This is a genomic window from Paraburkholderia sp. J69-1 (assembly GCF_905220255.1).
Classification (GTDB): domain Bacteria; phylum Pseudomonadota; class Gammaproteobacteria; order Burkholderiales; family Burkholderiaceae; genus Paraburkholderia.
Genome location: NZ_CAJMZG010000017.1, coordinates 14,972 through 32,358, shown reverse-complemented (window position 1 = coordinate 32,358; position 17,387 = coordinate 14,972). Strand labels below are relative to the sequence as shown.

Here is a 17,387-nt window from a genome sequence, read left to right as displayed (position 1 = left end):
TTCATAAAGTGTGCATCTATGCTGGGGTTGTCTTGTTGTATGGACGAACAATAGGCCCGTAGAATGGCCGTTGCAATAGGAAGGAAGACTTCATAATGATCAAGGTCGATTGCCAGGCGCAACTGGTCGTGCGCGACGCGGATGGCCGCGAGGCAAGCCTGACGGACGTTGTGCCGCTACTCGCCCTCGTCGCGGAAGAAGGCAGCATCGCGCAGGCCGCGCAGCGTAAGGGTTTGTCCTATCGCCATGCGTGGGGGTTGTTGCGCGATGTCGAAGAGCGCCTGGGCGGCGCGCTGATCGCCAAGGCGCGCGGGCGCGGTTCGGTGCTTTCGGAACTGGGCGAGGCGGTGCTGCGCTCGCAGCGGCTGTGCACCGAGCGTCTGCATGGCAATCTCCAGGCGCTCGCCAGCGAAGTGGCGAGCGACCTCAATCGCTGGCTGGCGCCCGACGTGCAGGATCTGCGCATCCACGCTTCGCATGGCTATGCGGTGGCGGCGCTGGTGACGGCGCTGGTTGGCGATCAGGTGCCGGTGGAAATCAAATACCGCGATAGCGCCGACGCCATCACGGCGCTGGCGCGTGGCGAATGCGATCTGGCGGGCTTCCATCTGCCGCGCGGCGATTTCCGCGCCGCCTGCGCCGACGCCTATCGCAACTGGCTCGATCCGCAGCGTCACGTGCTGGTGCATCTGACGCGGCGCAAGCAGGGCTTGTTTGTCGGGCGTGGCAACCCGCGTCAGGTGACGGGTCTCGCCGATCTCGCGCGCGGTGACATCCGCTTCGTCAACCGGCAACCGGGCTCGGGCACGCGACTGCTGATCGATCTGCTGCTCACGCGTATCGGCGTCGATCCGGATCGCGTGAACGGCTATGCGTCGTCCGAACTCACGCATTCGGCGATCGCGGCCTTCGTGGCCAGCGGCATGGCCGATGTGGGCTTCGGCGTGGAGCCGGCGGCGCATCACTTCGGCCTCGACTTCATCCCCATCGTCGACGAGGACTATTACTTCGCCTGCGATCGCGCCCAGCTCGAACGCGAGCCGCTGGCTGCCGTGCTCGAACTGCTGCGCGGCGCGCCGTTTCGCGAGGCGGTGGCGCGGCTGGAAGGCTACGACCCGGGCGAGTGCGGCACGGTGGTGCCGCTGGGCGAGGGCTGGTCGGGGCAGGTGTTCGCGGCTTAAGGTGCGGTGGCGGTTGTAACGCGGAGCAATATCTCCGTAAGCCTACGCTGCAGAACCCGCCGCTTTTTGTGATACTTTCGACCGGTATAAGCTCCCCCGTTCCAGATGCGCGCAGTCCGCGCCGATCGACCATGAAATTTTTGCTGAATGTTTGTGCAGCTGCTGCAACCGCAGGCGCGCTGTTTGCCACCGTCAACGTCGCTTTCGCGCAGAACTCGCCCGGCGTGCCGGGCGGCATCCTGACCGACGAATTCCGTCTTCAGGAACATCCGCAGATGCAATTCGCCGCGTCCGCGCCGTCCGCTAAATATCAGCACGGTAAGGCATCGTCAATGCGCAAGAAGGGCGATCTCGGCGATCCGAATGGCTGTAATCTGCAATGCCCGCAAGATAATTAATTGTTGCGGGATTTACAAATTGTTTTGAAATGAAAGGCGGTGCGTTTGCGCCGCTTTTTATTTATGGCAGATTTATTGCAGTGCAAAAACAAAAAACTCGCGAAGCTTTAAAAGCTTTCGCGAGTTTTTTATATTGCTGCAACAAATTCTGGTGGAGCCGGCGGGAATCGAACCCGCGTCCAGAAGCAGTCCATAAACAGTTCTACATGCGTAGTTCTGTCATTTGATTTAACCGGAGCGACGCGGACGAACACGCTGCGCTACGGCGATTCACTAGGTTTTCGACTCTGGCGTCGTGACGCCGACAGAGCTTAACTGACGTATATGACCTCTGGCGGTATTGCTACCGGTCTTGCGACACTAGCCCGTCAGTGAGCCAGGCAGAGGACGGCGGCCCTTAGGCTGCCAGTGCGAACGTTTCGTCGTTTGCAGTTACGTTTTTCCCATTGATTAACGAGGTGACGGGTCCTCGGCATGCCCTGCCTACTTCATAACCCCTGTCGAAACCAGGTCGGCCCCAGAGGAAGGAACGATTATCCCATAGTTCGGCAGATGAGGCGAACCGTGCCCTTTTCAAGCGGCGCGGTGCACGCGCAATCGGCGCTCAGCCGCGCTGGCCCACGAACTGGAGCTGCGCGAACAGGGCTTCGGCCGTATCGGCGACGAAGTCGGCGTTCCACTGCGCAGGCGGCTCCACGTTGCCGCAGTAACCGTAGGCGGCGGCGATGGTCGCCATGCCGGCCGCCTGGCCCGCCTGGATGTCGCGCAGGTCGTCGCCCACATAGACCACGCGGGTGGGCTCGATGCCGAGCGCCTGCGCCGCGTGCAGCAGCGGGGCGGGGTGCGGCTTCGAATACGGCGTCGTATCGCCGCTGACGACGCAGGCCGCGCGCGTATCGAGGTGCATGAGCTTAACGAGCGGATCGGTCAGGCGCGCGACCTTGTTGGTCACGATGCCCCAGCGCACGCCGCGCGCATCGAGATCGTCGAGCACGGCGTCGATGCCGGCGAACAGCGCCGTTTCCACGCGCAGATTCGCCGCGTAGTTGGCGAGGAATTCCTCGCGCATCGCTGCGAACTCGCGGTCGTCCGGGCCGATGCCGAAGGCGCCGCCGATCAGGCCCCGCGCACCCGCGGAGGCGAGCGGGCGCAGCTTCTCGTAGGGCGCGGGCGCAAGGCCGCGCGCGTGGCGCATCTGGTTGACGGCGGCGGCGAGGTCGGGCGCCGTATCGGCGAGCGTGCCGTCGAAGTCGAACAGGACGGCGTCGCAGGCGCGCAGCGCCGTGCCGTCCACGGACGGGGTGTCAGGCGTGTTCTGGGTCATGTCGGAGATGAAGTGCGGGCGCCGGTTCAGGCTTCGCGCCGGCAGGCGATCATATAGTTGACGCTCGAATCGTTCGACAGCGCGAAGCGACGCGTGAGCGGGTTGTACGTGATGCCCTTGATCTCGGCCGTCGTCAGACCGGCCTGACGCGCAAAGCTGGCCAGTTCCGAAGGACGGATGAAACGCTCGTAGTCGTGCGTGCCCTTGGGCAGCATCTGCGCGATGTATTCCGCGCCGATCACGGCCAGCAGATAGGACTTCACATTGCGGTTGAGCGTGGAGAAGAACACCCAGCCGCCCGGCTTCACGAGCGTTGCGCACGCTTTCACCACGCTCAGCGGCTCGGGCACGTGCTCGAGCATTTCCATGCAGGTGACGACGTCGAACGAGCCCGGCTCTCGTGCCGCGATCGCTTCGGCGGCGATCTCTTCGTATTCCAGCGTGATGCCGCTTTCGAGGCTATGCAGGTCGGCTACGCCCAGCGCTTCGCTGGACAGGTCGATGCCTTTCACGTTGGCGCCGAGTCCCGCCATCGATTCCGACAGGATGCCGCCGCCGCAACCGATATCGAGCACGCGCTTGCCGCCAAGATGCGCGTGGCTGTCGATCCAGCCGAGACGAATGGGATTCAGCTCGTGCAGCGGCTTGAACTCCGCGTTCGGGTCCCACCAGCGATGAGCGAGATCGCTGAATTTCTGCAGTTCGTGGGGATCGGCATTCGTCATGTCGGATTGGCCTGAAGCGCGCAAGCGAGGGTGGAACAAGCCCAGAGTATAAAGGCGAGCGCCTTTGACGGCAAAACAGGGCGGCATAGCGCGTGCCGCTTTGCGGGTCTTGTCAGCAGACGCCATGCCCGGACGATGACGTGCAGGTGAGGGCGGATAGCGGCAGATCGGCGTGCGATCCAGACCGATCGCGCAATAAAAAAACCCCGCCGGAGCGGGGTTTTGAGTCGTGCTGTCGCAGCTCGCAGATTACTGCTTTTGCGTGCCGACGACTTCGACTTCCACGCGGCGATCCGGTGCGAGGCACGAGATCAGCTGCTTGCGGTTCTTCTGGTTGCAACCAGTCGTAACCGGGTTGCGTTTGCCCTTGCCTTCCGTGTAGATACGCTCTGCCGGAACGCCCTTGCTGACCAGGTACGACTTGACTGCCTGCGCACGGCGCAGCGACAGACGGTCGTTGTAGGCAGCCGAGCCGATGCGGTCCGTGTAGCCGGTCGCAACGACGACTTCGAGGTTCAGAGCCTGGATCTTGCTTGCCAGATCGTCCAGCTTTTCCTTGCCAGCCGGCTTCAGGACAGCCTTGTCGAAGTCGAACAGGGCGTCAGCTTGATACGTGATCTTCTGGCTCGTGATAGCCGGAGCAACCGGAGCGACCGGCGGCGTCGGTGCCTGGGCGACCAGCGCGCCATCGCACTTTGCGTTGGCCGTGGCCGGCGTCCAGAATGCATCGCGCCAGCAAAGCTCGTTCGTGCCGTTCATCCACACGTATTCGCCGGTACCATTCACCCAGTTGTCATTGACGGCTTGTCGCGACGCCGGCACCGATTGTGCCTGTGCGGTTGCAGCGACTACTGCGGTAGCTGCAATGAACGCGAGCTTTGAAAGTTTATTCATATTTCTCCTCTCGAAATTGAGATTACCGCAGGTTTACTGCGAGCCATATGACGAAGACAAGTCATACATTGCTCGAAGTATAACATTGGCGCGTTGTGGGGCACGTCTTGTGTAGACTTCGAGCGGTGTCTAACTCTTTGTGCGTTCGCATTTTGCCATATCGTTCCCTTCCGACGATAAAAAAAATCCGCCCCTTACTTTTGGGCCCTGGCGAATGTGGTAGGTCCGCAACAAAAAGTTCCCGCTCGATTGCCTGGTAGTCTGCCTGGTACCTGGGCGGGCGCAAGCCATCATCGATCAAGTGCTGCGCATTGTCATATGCAGGACGTAAATGCCTGCGTTTCTGTCGCGCGCAGATGACTCCTATATGACTCGCATAGGACTTTTATGCCTCGCATCCAGGCGGGATTTCCTTAATTGCTTTGCGAACTCATAGCGCAATCCGCAGATTAATCGGCGGGTCGATCCACGGGTCAATCCGCGCCTGGTCGTTTGAGCCTTTCTGAGCCGTTCGGACTCACCCCTCTAATAGGTATACGTACATCGTGCCCGGACGGCGGGCGGGGGTGCCGCGCATGATAGAATCGGAAGATTGCGCTGCGTCTGCGGCGTCCATGCGACAGCAGGGTGCGTTGCGCGGCTTCCGGCGGCTTTTGCCGGTAGCACCGCGCGTGCCTGACAACGACATCGATAATGGATCAATTCGCCAAAGAGACTCTGCCTATCTCCCTCGAGGAGGAAATGCGCCGCTCGTATCTCGATTACGCGATGAGCGTGATCGTCGGGCGGGCACTTCCGGATGTGCGCGACGGCCTCAAGCCCGTGCACCGTCGCGTGCTGTACGCGATGCACGAGTTGAACAACGACTGGAATCGCGCCTATAAGAAGTCGGCGCGTATCGTCGGCGACGTGATCGGTAAATACCACCCGCACGGCGACACGGCGGTGTACGACACCATCGTGCGTATGGCGCAGAACTTCTCGCTGCGCTACATGCTGGTCGACGGCCAGGGCAACTTCGGTTCGATCGACGGCGACAACGCCGCGGCCATGCGTTACACCGAAATCCGCATGGCGAAGATCGGTCACGAACTGCTGGCCGACATCGACAAGGAAACGGTCGACTTCGGGCCGAACTACGACGGCAGCGAAAGCGAGCCGCTGATCCTGCCCGCGCGCATTCCGAACCTGCTGATCAACGGCTCGTCGGGTATCGCGGTCGGCATGGCCACGAATATTCCGCCGCACAATCTCAACGAAGTTGTCGACGCCTGCCAGCACCTGCTGAAAAATCCCCAGGCCACGATCGACGAGTTGATCGAGATCATTCCCGCACCCGATTTCCCGACCGCCGGCATTATTTATGGCGTCGCGGGCGTGCGCGATGGCTATCGCACCGGCCGCGGCCGCGTGGTGATGCGCGCCGCCACGCACTTCGAAGAGATCGATCGCGGCCAGCGCATGGCGATCATCGTCGACGAACTGCCGTATCAGGTGAACAAGCGTTCGCTGCTCGAGCGCATCGCCGAACTGGTCAACGAGAAGAAGCTCGAAGGTATTTCCGACATCCGCGACGAGTCCGACAAGAGCGGCATGCGTGTCGTGATCGAGCTCAAGCGCGGCGAAGTGCCCGAGGTCATTCTCAACAACCTTTACAAGGCGACGCAGCTGCAGGACACGTTCGGCATGAACATGGTCGCGCTGGTGGATAACCAGCCGAAGCTGCTGAACCTGAAGGAAATGCTCTACCATTTCCTGTCGCACCGTCGTGAAGTGCTCACGCGCCGCACGGTGTACGAGCTGCGCAAGGCGCGCGAACGCGGTCACGTGCTGGAAGGCCTGGCCGTTGCGCTGGCGAACATCGACGAATTCATCGCCATCATCAAGGCAGCGCCTACGCCGCCGATCGCGAAGCAGGAGTTGATGAACCGTCCGTGGGATTCGTCGCTGGTGCGCGAGATGCTCACGCGCGCCGAGCAGGACAACGCCACGGCGGGCGGGCGCGATGCCTATCGTCCGGAAGGCCTCAACCCGCTGTACGGCATGCAGGGCGACGGTCTCTATCGTCTGTCCGACACGCAGGCGCAGGAAATCCTGCAAATGCGTCTGCAACGCCTGACGGGTCTGGAGCAGGACAAGATCATCGGCGAGTACCGCGAAGTCATGGCCCAGATCGCCGACCTGCTGGACATCCTGTCGCGCCCCGAGCGCGTCACGGTGATGATTTCCGACGAACTCACCGCGATCAAGAGCGAATTCGGCGACGCCCGCCGCTCGAAGATCGAGCTGAACGCGACGGAACTGAACACCGAAGACCTGATCACGCCGCAGGACATGGTCGTGACCATGTCGCACGCCGGTTACGTGAAGTCGCAGCCGCTGTCCGAATATCGCGCGCAAAAGCGCGGCGGTCGCGGCAAGCAGGCGACCTCGATGAAGGACGACGACTGGATCGACACGCTCTTCATCGCCAATACGCACGACCACATCCTGTGCTTCTCGAACCGTGGCCGCGTGTATTGGGTCAAGGTCTATGAGGTTCCGCAAGGTTCGCGCAACTCGCGCGGCCGTCCGATCGTGAACATGTTCCCGCTGCAGGACGGCGAGAAGATCACGGTGGTGCTGCCGGTGAAGGAATTCTCGGCCGACAAGTTCGTCTTTATGGCGACGGCTCTGGGTACGGTCAAGAAGACGCCGCTCGAAGCCTTCAGCCGCCCGTTGCGCAAGGGTATTATTGCGGTCGGTCTGGATGACGGCGATTACCTGATCGGCGCAGCCATCACCGACGGCGCGCACGACGTCATGCTGTTCTCGGACGCAGGCAAGGCCGTGCGCTTCGACGAAAACGACGTGCGCCCGATGGGCCGCGAGGCACGCGGCGTGCGCGGCATGCAGCTCGACGACACCCAGCAGGTCATTGCCCTGCTGGTGGCCGGCGACGAACAGCAGTCCGTGCTGACCGCAACCGAAAACGGTTACGGCAAGCGCACGCCGATCACCGAGTACACGCGTCACGGCCGCGGCACCAAGGGCATGATTGCGATCCAGACGTCGGAGCGCAACGGCAAGGTGGTGGCGGCGACGCTGGTGGACCCGGAAGCCCAGATCATGCTGATCACGACCACGGGCGTGCTGATTCGCACGCGCGTTTCGGAGATCCGCGAAATGGGCCGTGCAACGCAAGGTGTTACACTCATCAGCCTTGACGAAGGCACGAAGCTCTCGGGTCTGCAGCAGGTTGCCGAAGCGGAAGACGCCGACGGCGACATCGCTGAAGGCGAGGGCGAAAGCGAGGAGTAAGGCTAGGCCCGCAGGACTGAACGGCCCGCGCGAGCGGGCCGCGTCGTGTCAGGCGTCTGGTGGGCTTCTTCGGGTGCTTTCGGTGTGCGTCCGGGTGGCCGCATCAAGTGGCTGTTGAGTGTTGGTATCGGTTTGCCGGTGGCGGCGTGACAGCACAGAAGTGCTGAACGGCGCTACAGGTTCTGAATGAATGCCGGGTGGATTGGGCAGCGGGTGCAGGGGTCGCGGAACAGACCGCGACCGGCCTGAATCAGGCGCGCCCCGCGTCCGCCGGGCAGGCAATTCGATTAATTTCACAGAGGGAGTAATGATGCAAAAACGATTCAAGCAGGTTATGTTGCTGGCCGCTCTCGTGCCGACGTTTGCCATGGCTCAGGCGCTCCAGTCCCAGGCGCCCGCACAGGCTCCGGCTGCAGCCGCAGCACCGATCGATTCGGCCAAGCAAGCCGCGATCAAGGACCTGCTGGACGCGATCGACGCGCAGAAGCTCGTCGGCGCAATCGGCAACAGCGCACAGATGCAGGCCAAGCAGCTCGTGCCGGCGATCCTCTCGGACGCGCTGTCGGAAAACAAGACGATGACGGACAAGCAGAAGCAAGCTGCTGTCCCGACGCTGCAGAAGAACGCAGTGCCGAAGCTGGTTGACGGCGCAGGCCAGGTCTTCAACACGGACGGCTTCAAGCAGGACGCCATGGAAGCTCAGTACGAAGCTTACGCAAAGTACTACAGCACCCAGGAAATCAAGGACCTGACGTCGTTCTACCGCAGCCCGACCGGCCGCAAGTTCATTCAGGTGCAAGACCAGGTTGGCCGCGATGTGGTCAACGGCCTGATGCAGAAGTACATGCCGCAATCGATCAAGGCAACGCGCGACCAGGCTGACAAGGAAGTCGCTTCGGTCAAGCCGGGCAAGTAAATCCCGCCTTTCGACGATCCCGTTCGCCGCCGCAGCGGTTTAAGCGCGCGGTAAACGCGGGTCAGATCGAGCCGCCTTGCCCGGAAACCCTGCGTTGGCGGGTTCCCGGCGACAATGCGATAATGGCCGTTTGCGCGATAAGCGCAGACGGCCATTTTCTTTTTCCGGCGCGTCCCGGCCTCCACCGCCGCAGCGCCCGCCTCGGGATCTCCAAACGATGCGCGTTTTCAACTTCTCCGCCGGACCGGCTGCACTGCCTGAAGAAGTCCTCCGTCAGGCTGCCGACGAAATGCTCGACTGGCACGGCAGCGGCATGGGCGTGATGGAAATGAGCCATCGCGGCCCTGAATTCATGCAGATTCACAGCGAAGCGCTGCTCGATCTGCGCGAACTGATGCAGGTGCCCGCGAGCCACCAGATCCTGTTCCTGCAGGGCGGCGGCATCGGCGAAAACGCCATCGTGCCGATGAACCTGTTCGGTTCGAAGCCGCGCGCGGATTTCGTCATCACCGGGTCGTGGTCGCAGAAGTCGCAGAAGGAAGCGCTCAAGTACGGCGCCTCGCATATCGCTGCGACGGGCCGCACGCAAGACGGTTTCACGCACTCGCCGCCGAAGGGCGAATGGCAGCTTTCCGACGATCCCGCCTACGTGCATCTGTGCACGAACGAGACGATCGACGGCGTCGAAACCTTCGAGATTCCCGACCTCGGCGATATCCCGCTTGTTGCTGATGCCTCGTCGCACATCCTGTCGCGCCCGATGGACATCGCCAAATACGGCGTGCTCTACGGCGGCGCGCAGAAGAATATCGGCATGGCGGGGGTGACGGTGCTGATCGTGCGCGAGGATCTGCTCGACCGCGCGATGCCGATCTGCCCGTCGGCGTTCGAATGGAAGACGGTCGCCGCCAACAATTCCATGTTCAACACGCCGCCCACCTACGCGATCTATATCGCGGGCCTCGTGTTCAAGTGGTTGAAGCGCCAGGGTGGCCTCGAAGCCATCGAAGCGCGCAATATCGAAAAAGCGCAGCTGCTCTACGACACGATCGACACGAGCGGTTTCTACATCAACAAGGTGGAGCGCCGCGCGCGCTCGCGGATGAACGTACCGTTCTTCCTCGCCGATGAAACACGTAATGATGATTTCCTGGCCGGCGCGAAGGCGCGCGGGCTTCTGCAGCTGAAGGGCCACAAGTCCGTCGGCGGCATGCGGGCGTCGATTTACAACGCGGTGCCGCTCGAAGCAGTGCAGGCACTGGTCGAGTACATGAAGGAATTCGAGGCGAAGCACGCTTGAAGCGCGCTTGACGCCTTATCGATATTTCCTCTCAGATTGCCGGTTTCACGCATGGACGACGAACTTAATTCACAACTCAAGCCGTTGCGCGAGCGCATCGACGCCATCGACGCGCAGCTCATCGCGCTCCTGAACCAGCGCGCTTCGGTTGCGCTCGAAGTGGGCGAGGTCAAGAAGCACTTCAACGCGCCCGTGTTTCGCCCGGAGCGCGAGCTTCAGGTGATCGAGCGCCTGCAGAATCTCAGCGACGGCCCGCTCGGCAACGATCACATCAGCGCGATCTGGCGCGAGATCATGGCCGCGAGCCGCTCGCTCGAAAAGACCATCACGGCGGCCTTCCTCGGGCCGGTCGGCACCTATAGCGAACAGGCGATGTACGCGTACTTCGGTCAGTCGATCGAAGGTCTGCCGTGCCCGTCGATCGACGAGGTGTTCCGTGCGGTCGAGTCGGGCACTTCCGAATTCGGCGTCGTGCCGGTCGAGAATTCGGCGGAAGGCGCGGTGTCGCGCACGCTCGATCTGCTCCTGCAGACGCAGCTCGTGATCGGCGGCGAAATCGCCTTGCCGATCCAGCACAACCTGATGACGCAAAGCGGCAAGCTCGCCGGTGTGACGCGCGTGTGCGCGCATCCGCAGGCGCTTGCGCAGTGCCAGCACTGGCTGACGGCGAACGCGCCGCATCTGGAGCGCCAGGCGGTGTCGAGCAATGCGGAAGCCGCGCGCCTCGCCTCGCAAGATCCGACGGTTGCGGCCATCGCGGGCGAGCGTGCGGCTACGCACTACGGCCTTTTGATCGCCAACGCGCTGATCCAGGACGATCCGCATAACCGCACGCGCTTCGTGATGATCGGCAAGCAGCCGGCGGGTGTGTCGGGTCACGATCAGACGTCGATGATCGTCTCGGTGAAGAACGAGCCGGGCGCGGTCTACAAGCTGCTCGAACCGCTCGCGCGCCACGGTGTCTCGATGACGCGTTTCGAATCGCGTCCGGCGCGTGTCGGCACGTGGGAGTACTACTTCTATATCGATTTCGAAGGCCATCGCGACGACCCGGCGGTCGCTGCAGCGCTCGACGAACTCGGCAAGAAGGCTGCGTTCCTCAAGATTCTCGGTTCGTATCCGCGTTCGCGCTGACGTTTGTGCCGAGGTTTGCACGCCTGCCACGTTGCGTGCGCAGGCGCGTTGGCCCGTCACGGGCGCAAGTCCCGCTTAAATCCGGTTCTGGAGAGATCCGCATGACCACGCCATTCGGCCCGTCCTATGTCCGAGAGATCGCGCCGTATGTCGCCGGCAAGCCGATTTCCGAAGTCGCGCGCGAATTCGGTCTCGACGAGGCGCGCATCGTGAAGCTCGCGTCGAACGAGAATCCGCTTGGCGTGCCCGAATCGGCGCAGCGCGCGATTGCGCAGGCGGCCGCCGAACTGGGCCGCTATCCGGATTCGAACGCGTTCGAGCTGAAGGCCGCGCTGGCCGCGCGCTACGACGTGCCGGCAGAATGGATCACGCTCGGCAACGGCAGCAACGATATCCTCGAAATCGCCGCGCATGCGTGCGTGGAGCGCGGTCAGTCGATCGTCTATTCGCAGTATTCGTTCGCGGTGTATGCGCTGGCGACTCAGGGTCTGGGCGCGCGTCATCGGGTGACGCCCGCCGTGCAGTACGGTCACGATCTCGACGCGATGCTCGCGGCGATTGCCGACGATACGCGGCTGGTGTTCGTCGCCAATCCGAACAACCCGACGGGCACTTTTATCGACGGTGCGGCGCTCGAAGCGTTCATCGCCAGGGTGCCGGCGCACGTGGTCGTGGTGCTCGACGAGGCGTACACGGAATATCTCGCGGCCGACAAGCGCTACGACTCGATCGAGTGGGTGCGGCGTTATCCGAATCTGGTGGTGTCGCGCACGTTCTCGAAGGCCTACGGGCTCGCGGGTCTGCGCATCGGGTTTGCGATTGCGCAGCCGGCGCTGACCGATCTGCTGAACCGTCTGCGCCAGCCGTTCAATGTGAACACGCTCGCGCAGGCTGCGGCCGTGGCGGCGCTAGGCGATACGGCGTATCTGGAAAAGAGCGCAGCGCTGAACGCCGAAGGCTATCGCACGCTGACGGCCGCGTTCGAGCGCATGGGTCTCGAATACGTGCCGTCGGACGGCAACTTCGTGCTGGTGCGCGTGGGGCAGGACGATGCGGCGGGCGACCGCGTGAATCTCGAACTGCTCAAGCAGGGCGTGATCGTGCGGCCGGTCGGCGGCTATGGCTTGCCGCAGTGGCTGCGCGTGACGATTGGTCTCGCCGACGAAAACGCAGCGTTCATCGCGGCGCTCGAGCGTTCGCTCGCGCCGGTTTGAGCGCGCAAACTTTTTACTTTTGGTGATCGCGTGAGCGCGTTTTCTTTCAAGAAGCTGGTGATTTTCGGCGTCGGCCTGATCGGCGGATCGCTGGCGCGCGGGCTGCGCGAGCGCGGCCAATGTGTGCCGGGCAGTGAGGTGATCGGCGTAGGGCGTCGTGCGCATTCCGTGGCGCGCGCGCTGGAACTGGGCGTGGTCGACGCAACCGCGACGTTCGACGACGACGCCGCGCTGGCGAAGGCGCTCGACGGCGCCGATCTCGTGCTGATCGCCGCGCCCGTCGCGCAGACGCAGATGCTGCTGGAGCGCATCGAGCCGCATTTGCAGCCGCAGACCATCGTCACCGATGCCGGCAGCACCAAGAGCGATGTGATCGCGGCCGCGCGCGCGGCGCTGGGCGAGCGCATCGGCCAGTTCGTGCCGGGTCATCCGATTGCGGGCCGCGAGTCGAGCGGCGTGGAAGCCGCGCTGCCCGATCTCTACGTGGGCCGCAACGTCGTACTGTGCCCGCTGCCGGAAAACGCGCCCGCGGATGTGGAGCGCATCGCGCAGATGTGGCGCGCCACCGGCGCCGTGATCGGCCAGATGAGCGCCGAGCAGCACGACCGCGTGTTCGCTTCGGTGAGCCATCTGCCGCACGTGCTCTCGTTCGCGCTGGTCGACCAGATTCTCGCCACGCCCGACGCCGAACTGAAATTTTCGTTCGCGGCGGGAGGTTTCCGCGATTTCACGCGCATTGCCGCGTCGAGCCCCGAAATGTGGCGCGACGTGTGCCTGGCGAACCGCACGGCGCTGCTGGCCGAGCTGGACGCCTACACTGAAGTGCTGGCGAAGCTGCGCACGGCAATCGACGCCGGTGACGGCGCGGCGCTGGAAACCGTGTTCGCGCGTTCGCGCGCGGCGCGCGAAGCGTGGCAGGAGCGCGGCGGCAAGCATGCCGTGCAGGGGGGAATCAGCGCACCCTCGCAGGCAGGACCCGACAAGTAAGGCATCAGTCATGCGGCAGGGCCACTTTGATGCCATGCCGCACCATCAGGACACGCTCATGGAACACCTCGATCTCGGACCGTTCACCCGTGCGTCCGGCACGATCCGCCTGCCCGGCTCGAAGAGCATCTCGAACCGCGTGCTGCTGCTCGCCGCGCTCGCCGAAGGCGAAACGACGATCACGAATCTGCTCGACTCCGACGACACGCGCGTCATGCTCGACGCGCTGGAAAAGCTCGGCGTGAAGCTCAAGCGCGAAGACGACACCTGCGTCGTGCAGGGCACGCGCGGCGCCTTTACGGCCGTGCGCGCGGATCTCTTTCTCGGTAACGCCGGCACGGCGGTGCGCCCGCTCACGGCGGCGCTCGCGGTCAATGGCGGCGACTACCGGATTCATGGCGTGCCGCGCATGCACGAGCGCCCGATCGGCGATCTCGTCGACGGTCTGCGCCAGATCGGCGCCAAGATCGACTACGAAGAGAACGAAGGCTTTCCGCCGCTGCGCATCCGTCCCGCGCAGATCGATGTGAGCGCGCCGGTGCGCGTGCGCGGCGACGTGTCGAGCCAGTTCCTCACCTCGCTCTTGATGACGCTGCCGCTGGTGCGCGCCGAAGGCGGCGTGACGGTCGTCGAAATCGATGGCGAACTGATCTCCAAGCCGTATATCGAAATCACCATCAAGCTGATGGAGCGCTTCGGCGTGAAGGTCGAGCGTCACGGCTGGCATCGTTTCGAAGTGCCGGCCGGCGTGCGTTACCAGTCGCCGGGCAAGATCATGGTGGAAGGCGATGCGTCGTCGGCGTCGTATTTCCTCGCCGCGGGCGCTATTGGCGGTGGTCCGATCCGCGTGGAAGGCGTGGGCCGTTCGAGCATCCAGGGCGACGTCGCGTTTGCGGCTGCGCTCATGCGCATGGGCGCGAACGTCACGGTGGCCGACGACTGGATCGAGGTGCGCGGGATCGGCAACGATCACGGCAAGCTCGACCCGATCGACATGGACTTCAACCTGATTCCCGATGCGGCCATGACGATTGCCGTCGCCGCCTTGTTCGCCGACGGCGCGACCACGCTGCGCAATATCGCGAGCTGGCGCGTCAAGGAAACCGACCGCATCGCCGCGATGGCGACGGAATTGCGCAAGGTGGGCACAGACGTGGAAGAGGGCCCGGACTATCTGATCGTGCGTCCGCCCGAGAAACTCACGCCGAATGCCGCGATCGACACTTACGACGATCACCGCATGGCCATGTGCTTCTCGCTCGTGAGCCTGGGCGGCGTGCCGGTGCGCATCAACGACCCGAAGTGCGTCGGCAAGACGTTCCCCGATTATTTCGAGCGCTTCCTGGCGCTCGCACAACCCTGAATCTTTCGTAGCCGAGTATCGTTGCCGAATGAAATCGACCCGTCCCTTTTACCCGACGCCCGTCATCGCGATCGACGGCCCGACCGCCTCCGGCAAGGGCACGGTGGCCACGCTGGTCGCCGCGCATCTCGGCTTTCACCTGCTCGACAGCGGGGCGTTGTATCGCCTGGCGGCACTCGCCAGCATCCGCTACACGATCGCCGCCGATGACGCCGATGGTCTTGCCAGGCTCATCGACGATCTCCATATCACGTTCCGCGAAGGGCTCGCGCAGCTCGACGGCGTTGACGTTTCGAACGATATCCGCGCCGAGGAAGTGGGCAACCGCGCCTCGATGATCGCCGCGCATCCGTCCGTGCGCGCCGCGCTGGTGGCCCGTCAGCGGGCCTTCCGCAAGCTGCCGGGCCTCGTTGCCGACGGCCGCGACATGGGCACGGTGATCTTCCCGGATGCCGGTCTGAAGGTGTTCCTGACGGCCAGTGTGGAGGCCCGCGCGGCACGCCGGCATAAGCAATTGATCCAAAAAGGATTTTCTGCTAATATGGATGACTTGCTCCGGGATTTGCGTGAGCGCGACGCGCGTGACAGTAACCGCGCAGCCGCGCCGCTCAAGCCTGCAGCGGATGCGAAGCTTCTGGATACCTCGGCGCTGTCCATCGACCAGGCGGTCGAACAGGTCGTGCAGTGGTACCAGACCTTGCCCGTGCGTCATGTCGAAGCACACGGCAAGTCGCAGTAAGAATGCTGTAGAAATCGCAGTCAAGCAGTTGCAGTAAATGTAGTGGTGCCCTGCTGGGAAGCAGGGCGTGTCTTAACCCTTTAACCCCGTATGGCTTTTGCATCTGTGCCACGAGCGTAAGCGCTCCGGCCTCAACGCCCAACCGGCCTAGACAGGCTGGAAGCGCAGCAGAACCATGCAAATCCAGATTTTTATGTCCGACCTGCAAACCTCCACCCCGAATACCGAATCTTTTGCGGCTCTGTTTGAAGAGTCGCTGACCCGCCAGGACATGCGCGCCGGCGAAGTGATCTCCGCCGAAGTCGTGCGCGTTGACCACAACTTCGTGGTCGTCAACGCTGGCCTCAAGTCCGAAGCCTATATTCCGCTCGAAGAATTCCTGAACGACGCGGGTGAAGTGGAAGTGCAGGCGGGCGACTTCGTTTCCGTCGCGATCGACGCGCTGGAAAACGGCTACGGCGACACGATCCTGTCGCGCGACAAGGCGAAGCGTCTCGCTTCGTGGCTGTCGCTGGAAAAGGCTCTCGACAACAACGAACTCGTGACCGGCACGATCACGGGCAAGGTCAAGGGCGGCATGACCGTCATGGTCAACGGCATCCGCGCGTTCCTGCCGGGTTCGCTGGTTGACACGCGTCCGGTCAAGGACACGACCCCGTACGAAGGCAAGACCCTCGAATTCCGCGTCATCAAGCTCGACCGCAAGCGTAACAACGTCGTGCTGTCGCGCCGCGCAGTGATCGAAGCGACCCAAGGCGAAGAGCGCGCAAAGCTGCTCGAAACGCTGAAGGAAGGCGCGATCGTCAACGGCGTGGTCAAGAACATCACCGACTACGGCGCGTTCGTGGACCTCGGCGGCATCGACGGCCTGCTGCACATCACCGACATCGCATGGCGTCGCGTGCGTCACCCGTCGGAAGTTCTGTCGGTTGGCCAGGAAGTCACCGCCAAGATCCTCAAGTTCGACCAGGAAAAGAACCGCGTTTCGCTCGGTATCAAGCAACTGGGCGACGATCCGTGGGAAGGCATCTCGCGCCGTTACCCGTCGGGCACGCGCCTGTTCGGTAAGGTCACCAACATCACCGACTACGGCGCGTTCGTCGAAGTCGAATCGGGCATCGAAGGCCTGGTTCACGTGTCGGAAATGGACTGGACCAACAAGAACGTTGCTCCGTCGAAGGTTGTCCAGCTGGGCGACGAAGTCGAAGTCATGGTCCTCGAGATCGACGAAGACCGCCGCCGTATCTCGCTCGGCATGAAGCAGTGCAAGCCGAATCCGTGGGATGACTTCAGCCGCAACTTCAAGAAGGGCGACAAGCTGCAAGGCGCAATCAAGTCGATCACCGACTTCGGCGTCTTCATCGGTCTGCCGGGCGGCATCGACGGTCTGGTTCACCTGTCGGACCTGTCGTGGTCGGAAACGGGCGAAGAAGCTGTTCGCAAGTACAAGAAGGGCGACGAAGTCGAAGCTATGGTTCTGGGCATCGACGTCGAGAAGGAACGCATTTCGCTCGGCATCAAGCAGCTCGAAGGCGACCCGTTCAGCAACTTCGTTGCTGTCAACGACAAGGGTTCGACGGTTGACGGCGTGGTCAAGTCGGTCGACGCAAAGGGTGCAGTTATCACCCTGAACGCTGACGTCGAAGGCTACCTGCGTGCTTCGGAAATCGCGCAAGACCGCGTGGAAGATGCTCGCAACGTGCTGAAGGAAGGCGACAAGGTCAACGCGATGATCATCAACATCGATCGCAAGTCGCGTGGCATCAACCTGTCGATCAAGGCCAAGGATTCGGCTGAGACGCAGGAAGCCCTGCGCAGCATGTCGACCGACACGGGCGCTGCCGCTACCGGCACGACCAACCTCGGCGCGCTGCTGAAGGCCAAGCTCGACGGCCAGAACCAGTAAGCCTCA

14 protein-coding genes and 1 other RNA gene are annotated in these 17,387 nt (G+C 62.9%); 11 read left to right on the top strand and 4 right to left on the bottom strand.

Annotated elements, in window-relative coordinates; genetic code table 11:
- Window positions 1–95: 95 nt before the first annotated feature.
- Both U5A67_RS27185 and U5A67_RS27180 read left to right on the top strand, forming a co-directional pair.
- Window positions 96–1,181, top strand: a complete 1,086-nt coding sequence (locus U5A67_RS27185) for a substrate-binding domain-containing protein (RefSeq protein ID WP_205984287.1) — start codon at window positions 96–98, stop codon at window positions 1,179–1,181.
- Between the two features lie 131 nt (window positions 1,182–1,312).
- On the top strand, window positions 1,313–1,579 hold the full coding sequence (locus U5A67_RS27180) for a hypothetical protein (protein WP_205984286.1): 267 nt from the start codon (window positions 1,313–1,315) through the stop codon (window positions 1,577–1,579).
- Window positions 1,580–1,728: 149 nt separating this feature from the next.
- Here U5A67_RS27180 and ssrA read toward each other — a convergent pair.
- The 4 genes from ssrA to ompA form a co-directional block, all read right to left on the bottom strand.
- Window positions 1,729–2,098: a transfer-messenger RNA gene (gene ssrA / locus U5A67_RS27175) on the bottom strand.
- A gap of 85 nt (window positions 2,099–2,183) precedes the next feature.
- A complete protein-coding gene (gene gph, locus U5A67_RS27170; protein ID WP_205984285.1) occupies window positions 2,184–2,903 on the bottom strand; it encodes a phosphoglycolate phosphatase in 720 nt (239 codons plus the stop codon).
- A 26-nt stretch (window positions 2,904–2,929) separates the two neighbouring features.
- The gene (ubiG, locus tag U5A67_RS27165; protein ID WP_205984284.1) at window positions 2,930–3,628 is read right to left on the bottom strand and encodes a bifunctional 2-polyprenyl-6-hydroxyphenol methylase/3-demethylubiquinol 3-O-methyltransferase UbiG; all 699 of its coding nucleotides are present in this window, start codon (window positions 3,626–3,628) and stop codon (window positions 2,930–2,932) included.
- A 249-nt stretch (window positions 3,629–3,877) separates the two neighbouring features.
- Window positions 3,878–4,522, bottom strand: a complete 645-nt coding sequence (ompA, locus tag U5A67_RS27160; protein WP_205984283.1) for an outer membrane protein OmpA — start codon at window positions 4,520–4,522, stop codon at window positions 3,878–3,880.
- 693 nt (window positions 4,523–5,215) lie between these two features.
- Between ompA and gyrA the strand changes: the two genes are divergently transcribed.
- The 9 genes from gyrA to rpsA all read left to right on the top strand — a co-directional run bounded on the left by gyrA (window position 5,216) and on the right by rpsA (window position 17,381).
- Window positions 5,216–7,822, top strand: a complete 2,607-nt coding sequence (gene gyrA, locus U5A67_RS27155; protein ID WP_205984282.1) for a DNA gyrase subunit A — start codon at window positions 5,216–5,218, stop codon at window positions 7,820–7,822.
- Window positions 7,823–8,132: 310 nt separating this feature from the next.
- Complete coding sequence (locus U5A67_RS27150; protein WP_205984316.1) at window positions 8,133–8,738, top strand: DUF2059 domain-containing protein; 606 nt, start codon at window positions 8,133–8,135, stop codon at window positions 8,736–8,738.
- 217 nt (window positions 8,739–8,955) lie between these two features.
- On the top strand, window positions 8,956–10,038 hold the full coding sequence (gene serC, locus U5A67_RS27145; protein WP_205984281.1) for a 3-phosphoserine/phosphohydroxythreonine transaminase: 1,083 nt from the start codon (window positions 8,956–8,958) through the stop codon (window positions 10,036–10,038).
- Window positions 10,039–10,089: 51 nt separating this feature from the next.
- Window positions 10,090–11,172: a prephenate dehydratase gene (pheA, locus tag U5A67_RS27140; RefSeq protein WP_205984280.1), complete on the top strand. Its 1,083-nt coding sequence runs from the start codon at window positions 10,090–10,092 to the stop codon at window positions 11,170–11,172.
- A 101-nt stretch (window positions 11,173–11,273) separates the two neighbouring features.
- Complete coding sequence (gene hisC / locus U5A67_RS27135) at window positions 11,274–12,386, top strand: histidinol-phosphate transaminase (protein WP_321816810.1); 1,113 nt, start codon at window positions 11,274–11,276, stop codon at window positions 12,384–12,386.
- 30 nt (window positions 12,387–12,416) lie between these two features.
- A complete protein-coding gene (locus U5A67_RS27130; RefSeq protein ID WP_321816811.1) occupies window positions 12,417–13,373 on the top strand; it encodes a prephenate dehydrogenase in 957 nt (318 codons plus the stop codon).
- Window positions 13,374–13,431: 58 nt separating this feature from the next.
- Window positions 13,432–14,736 carry a 3-phosphoshikimate 1-carboxyvinyltransferase gene (gene aroA, locus U5A67_RS27125; RefSeq protein ID WP_321816812.1) on the top strand — a complete coding sequence of 435 codons (1,305 nt, stop codon included), beginning with the start codon at window positions 13,432–13,434 and terminating at the stop codon, window positions 14,734–14,736.
- Between the two features lie 28 nt (window positions 14,737–14,764).
- The gene (cmk, locus tag U5A67_RS27120) at window positions 14,765–15,475 is read left to right on the top strand and encodes a (d)CMP kinase (protein ID WP_205984276.1); all 711 of its coding nucleotides are present in this window, start codon (window positions 14,765–14,767) and stop codon (window positions 15,473–15,475) included.
- 175 nt (window positions 15,476–15,650) lie between these two features.
- Window positions 15,651–17,381: a 30S ribosomal protein S1 gene (rpsA, locus tag U5A67_RS27115; protein ID WP_321816813.1), complete on the top strand. Its 1,731-nt coding sequence runs from the start codon at window positions 15,651–15,653 to the stop codon at window positions 17,379–17,381.
- The last annotated feature ends 6 nt before the right edge of the window (window positions 17,382–17,387 follow it).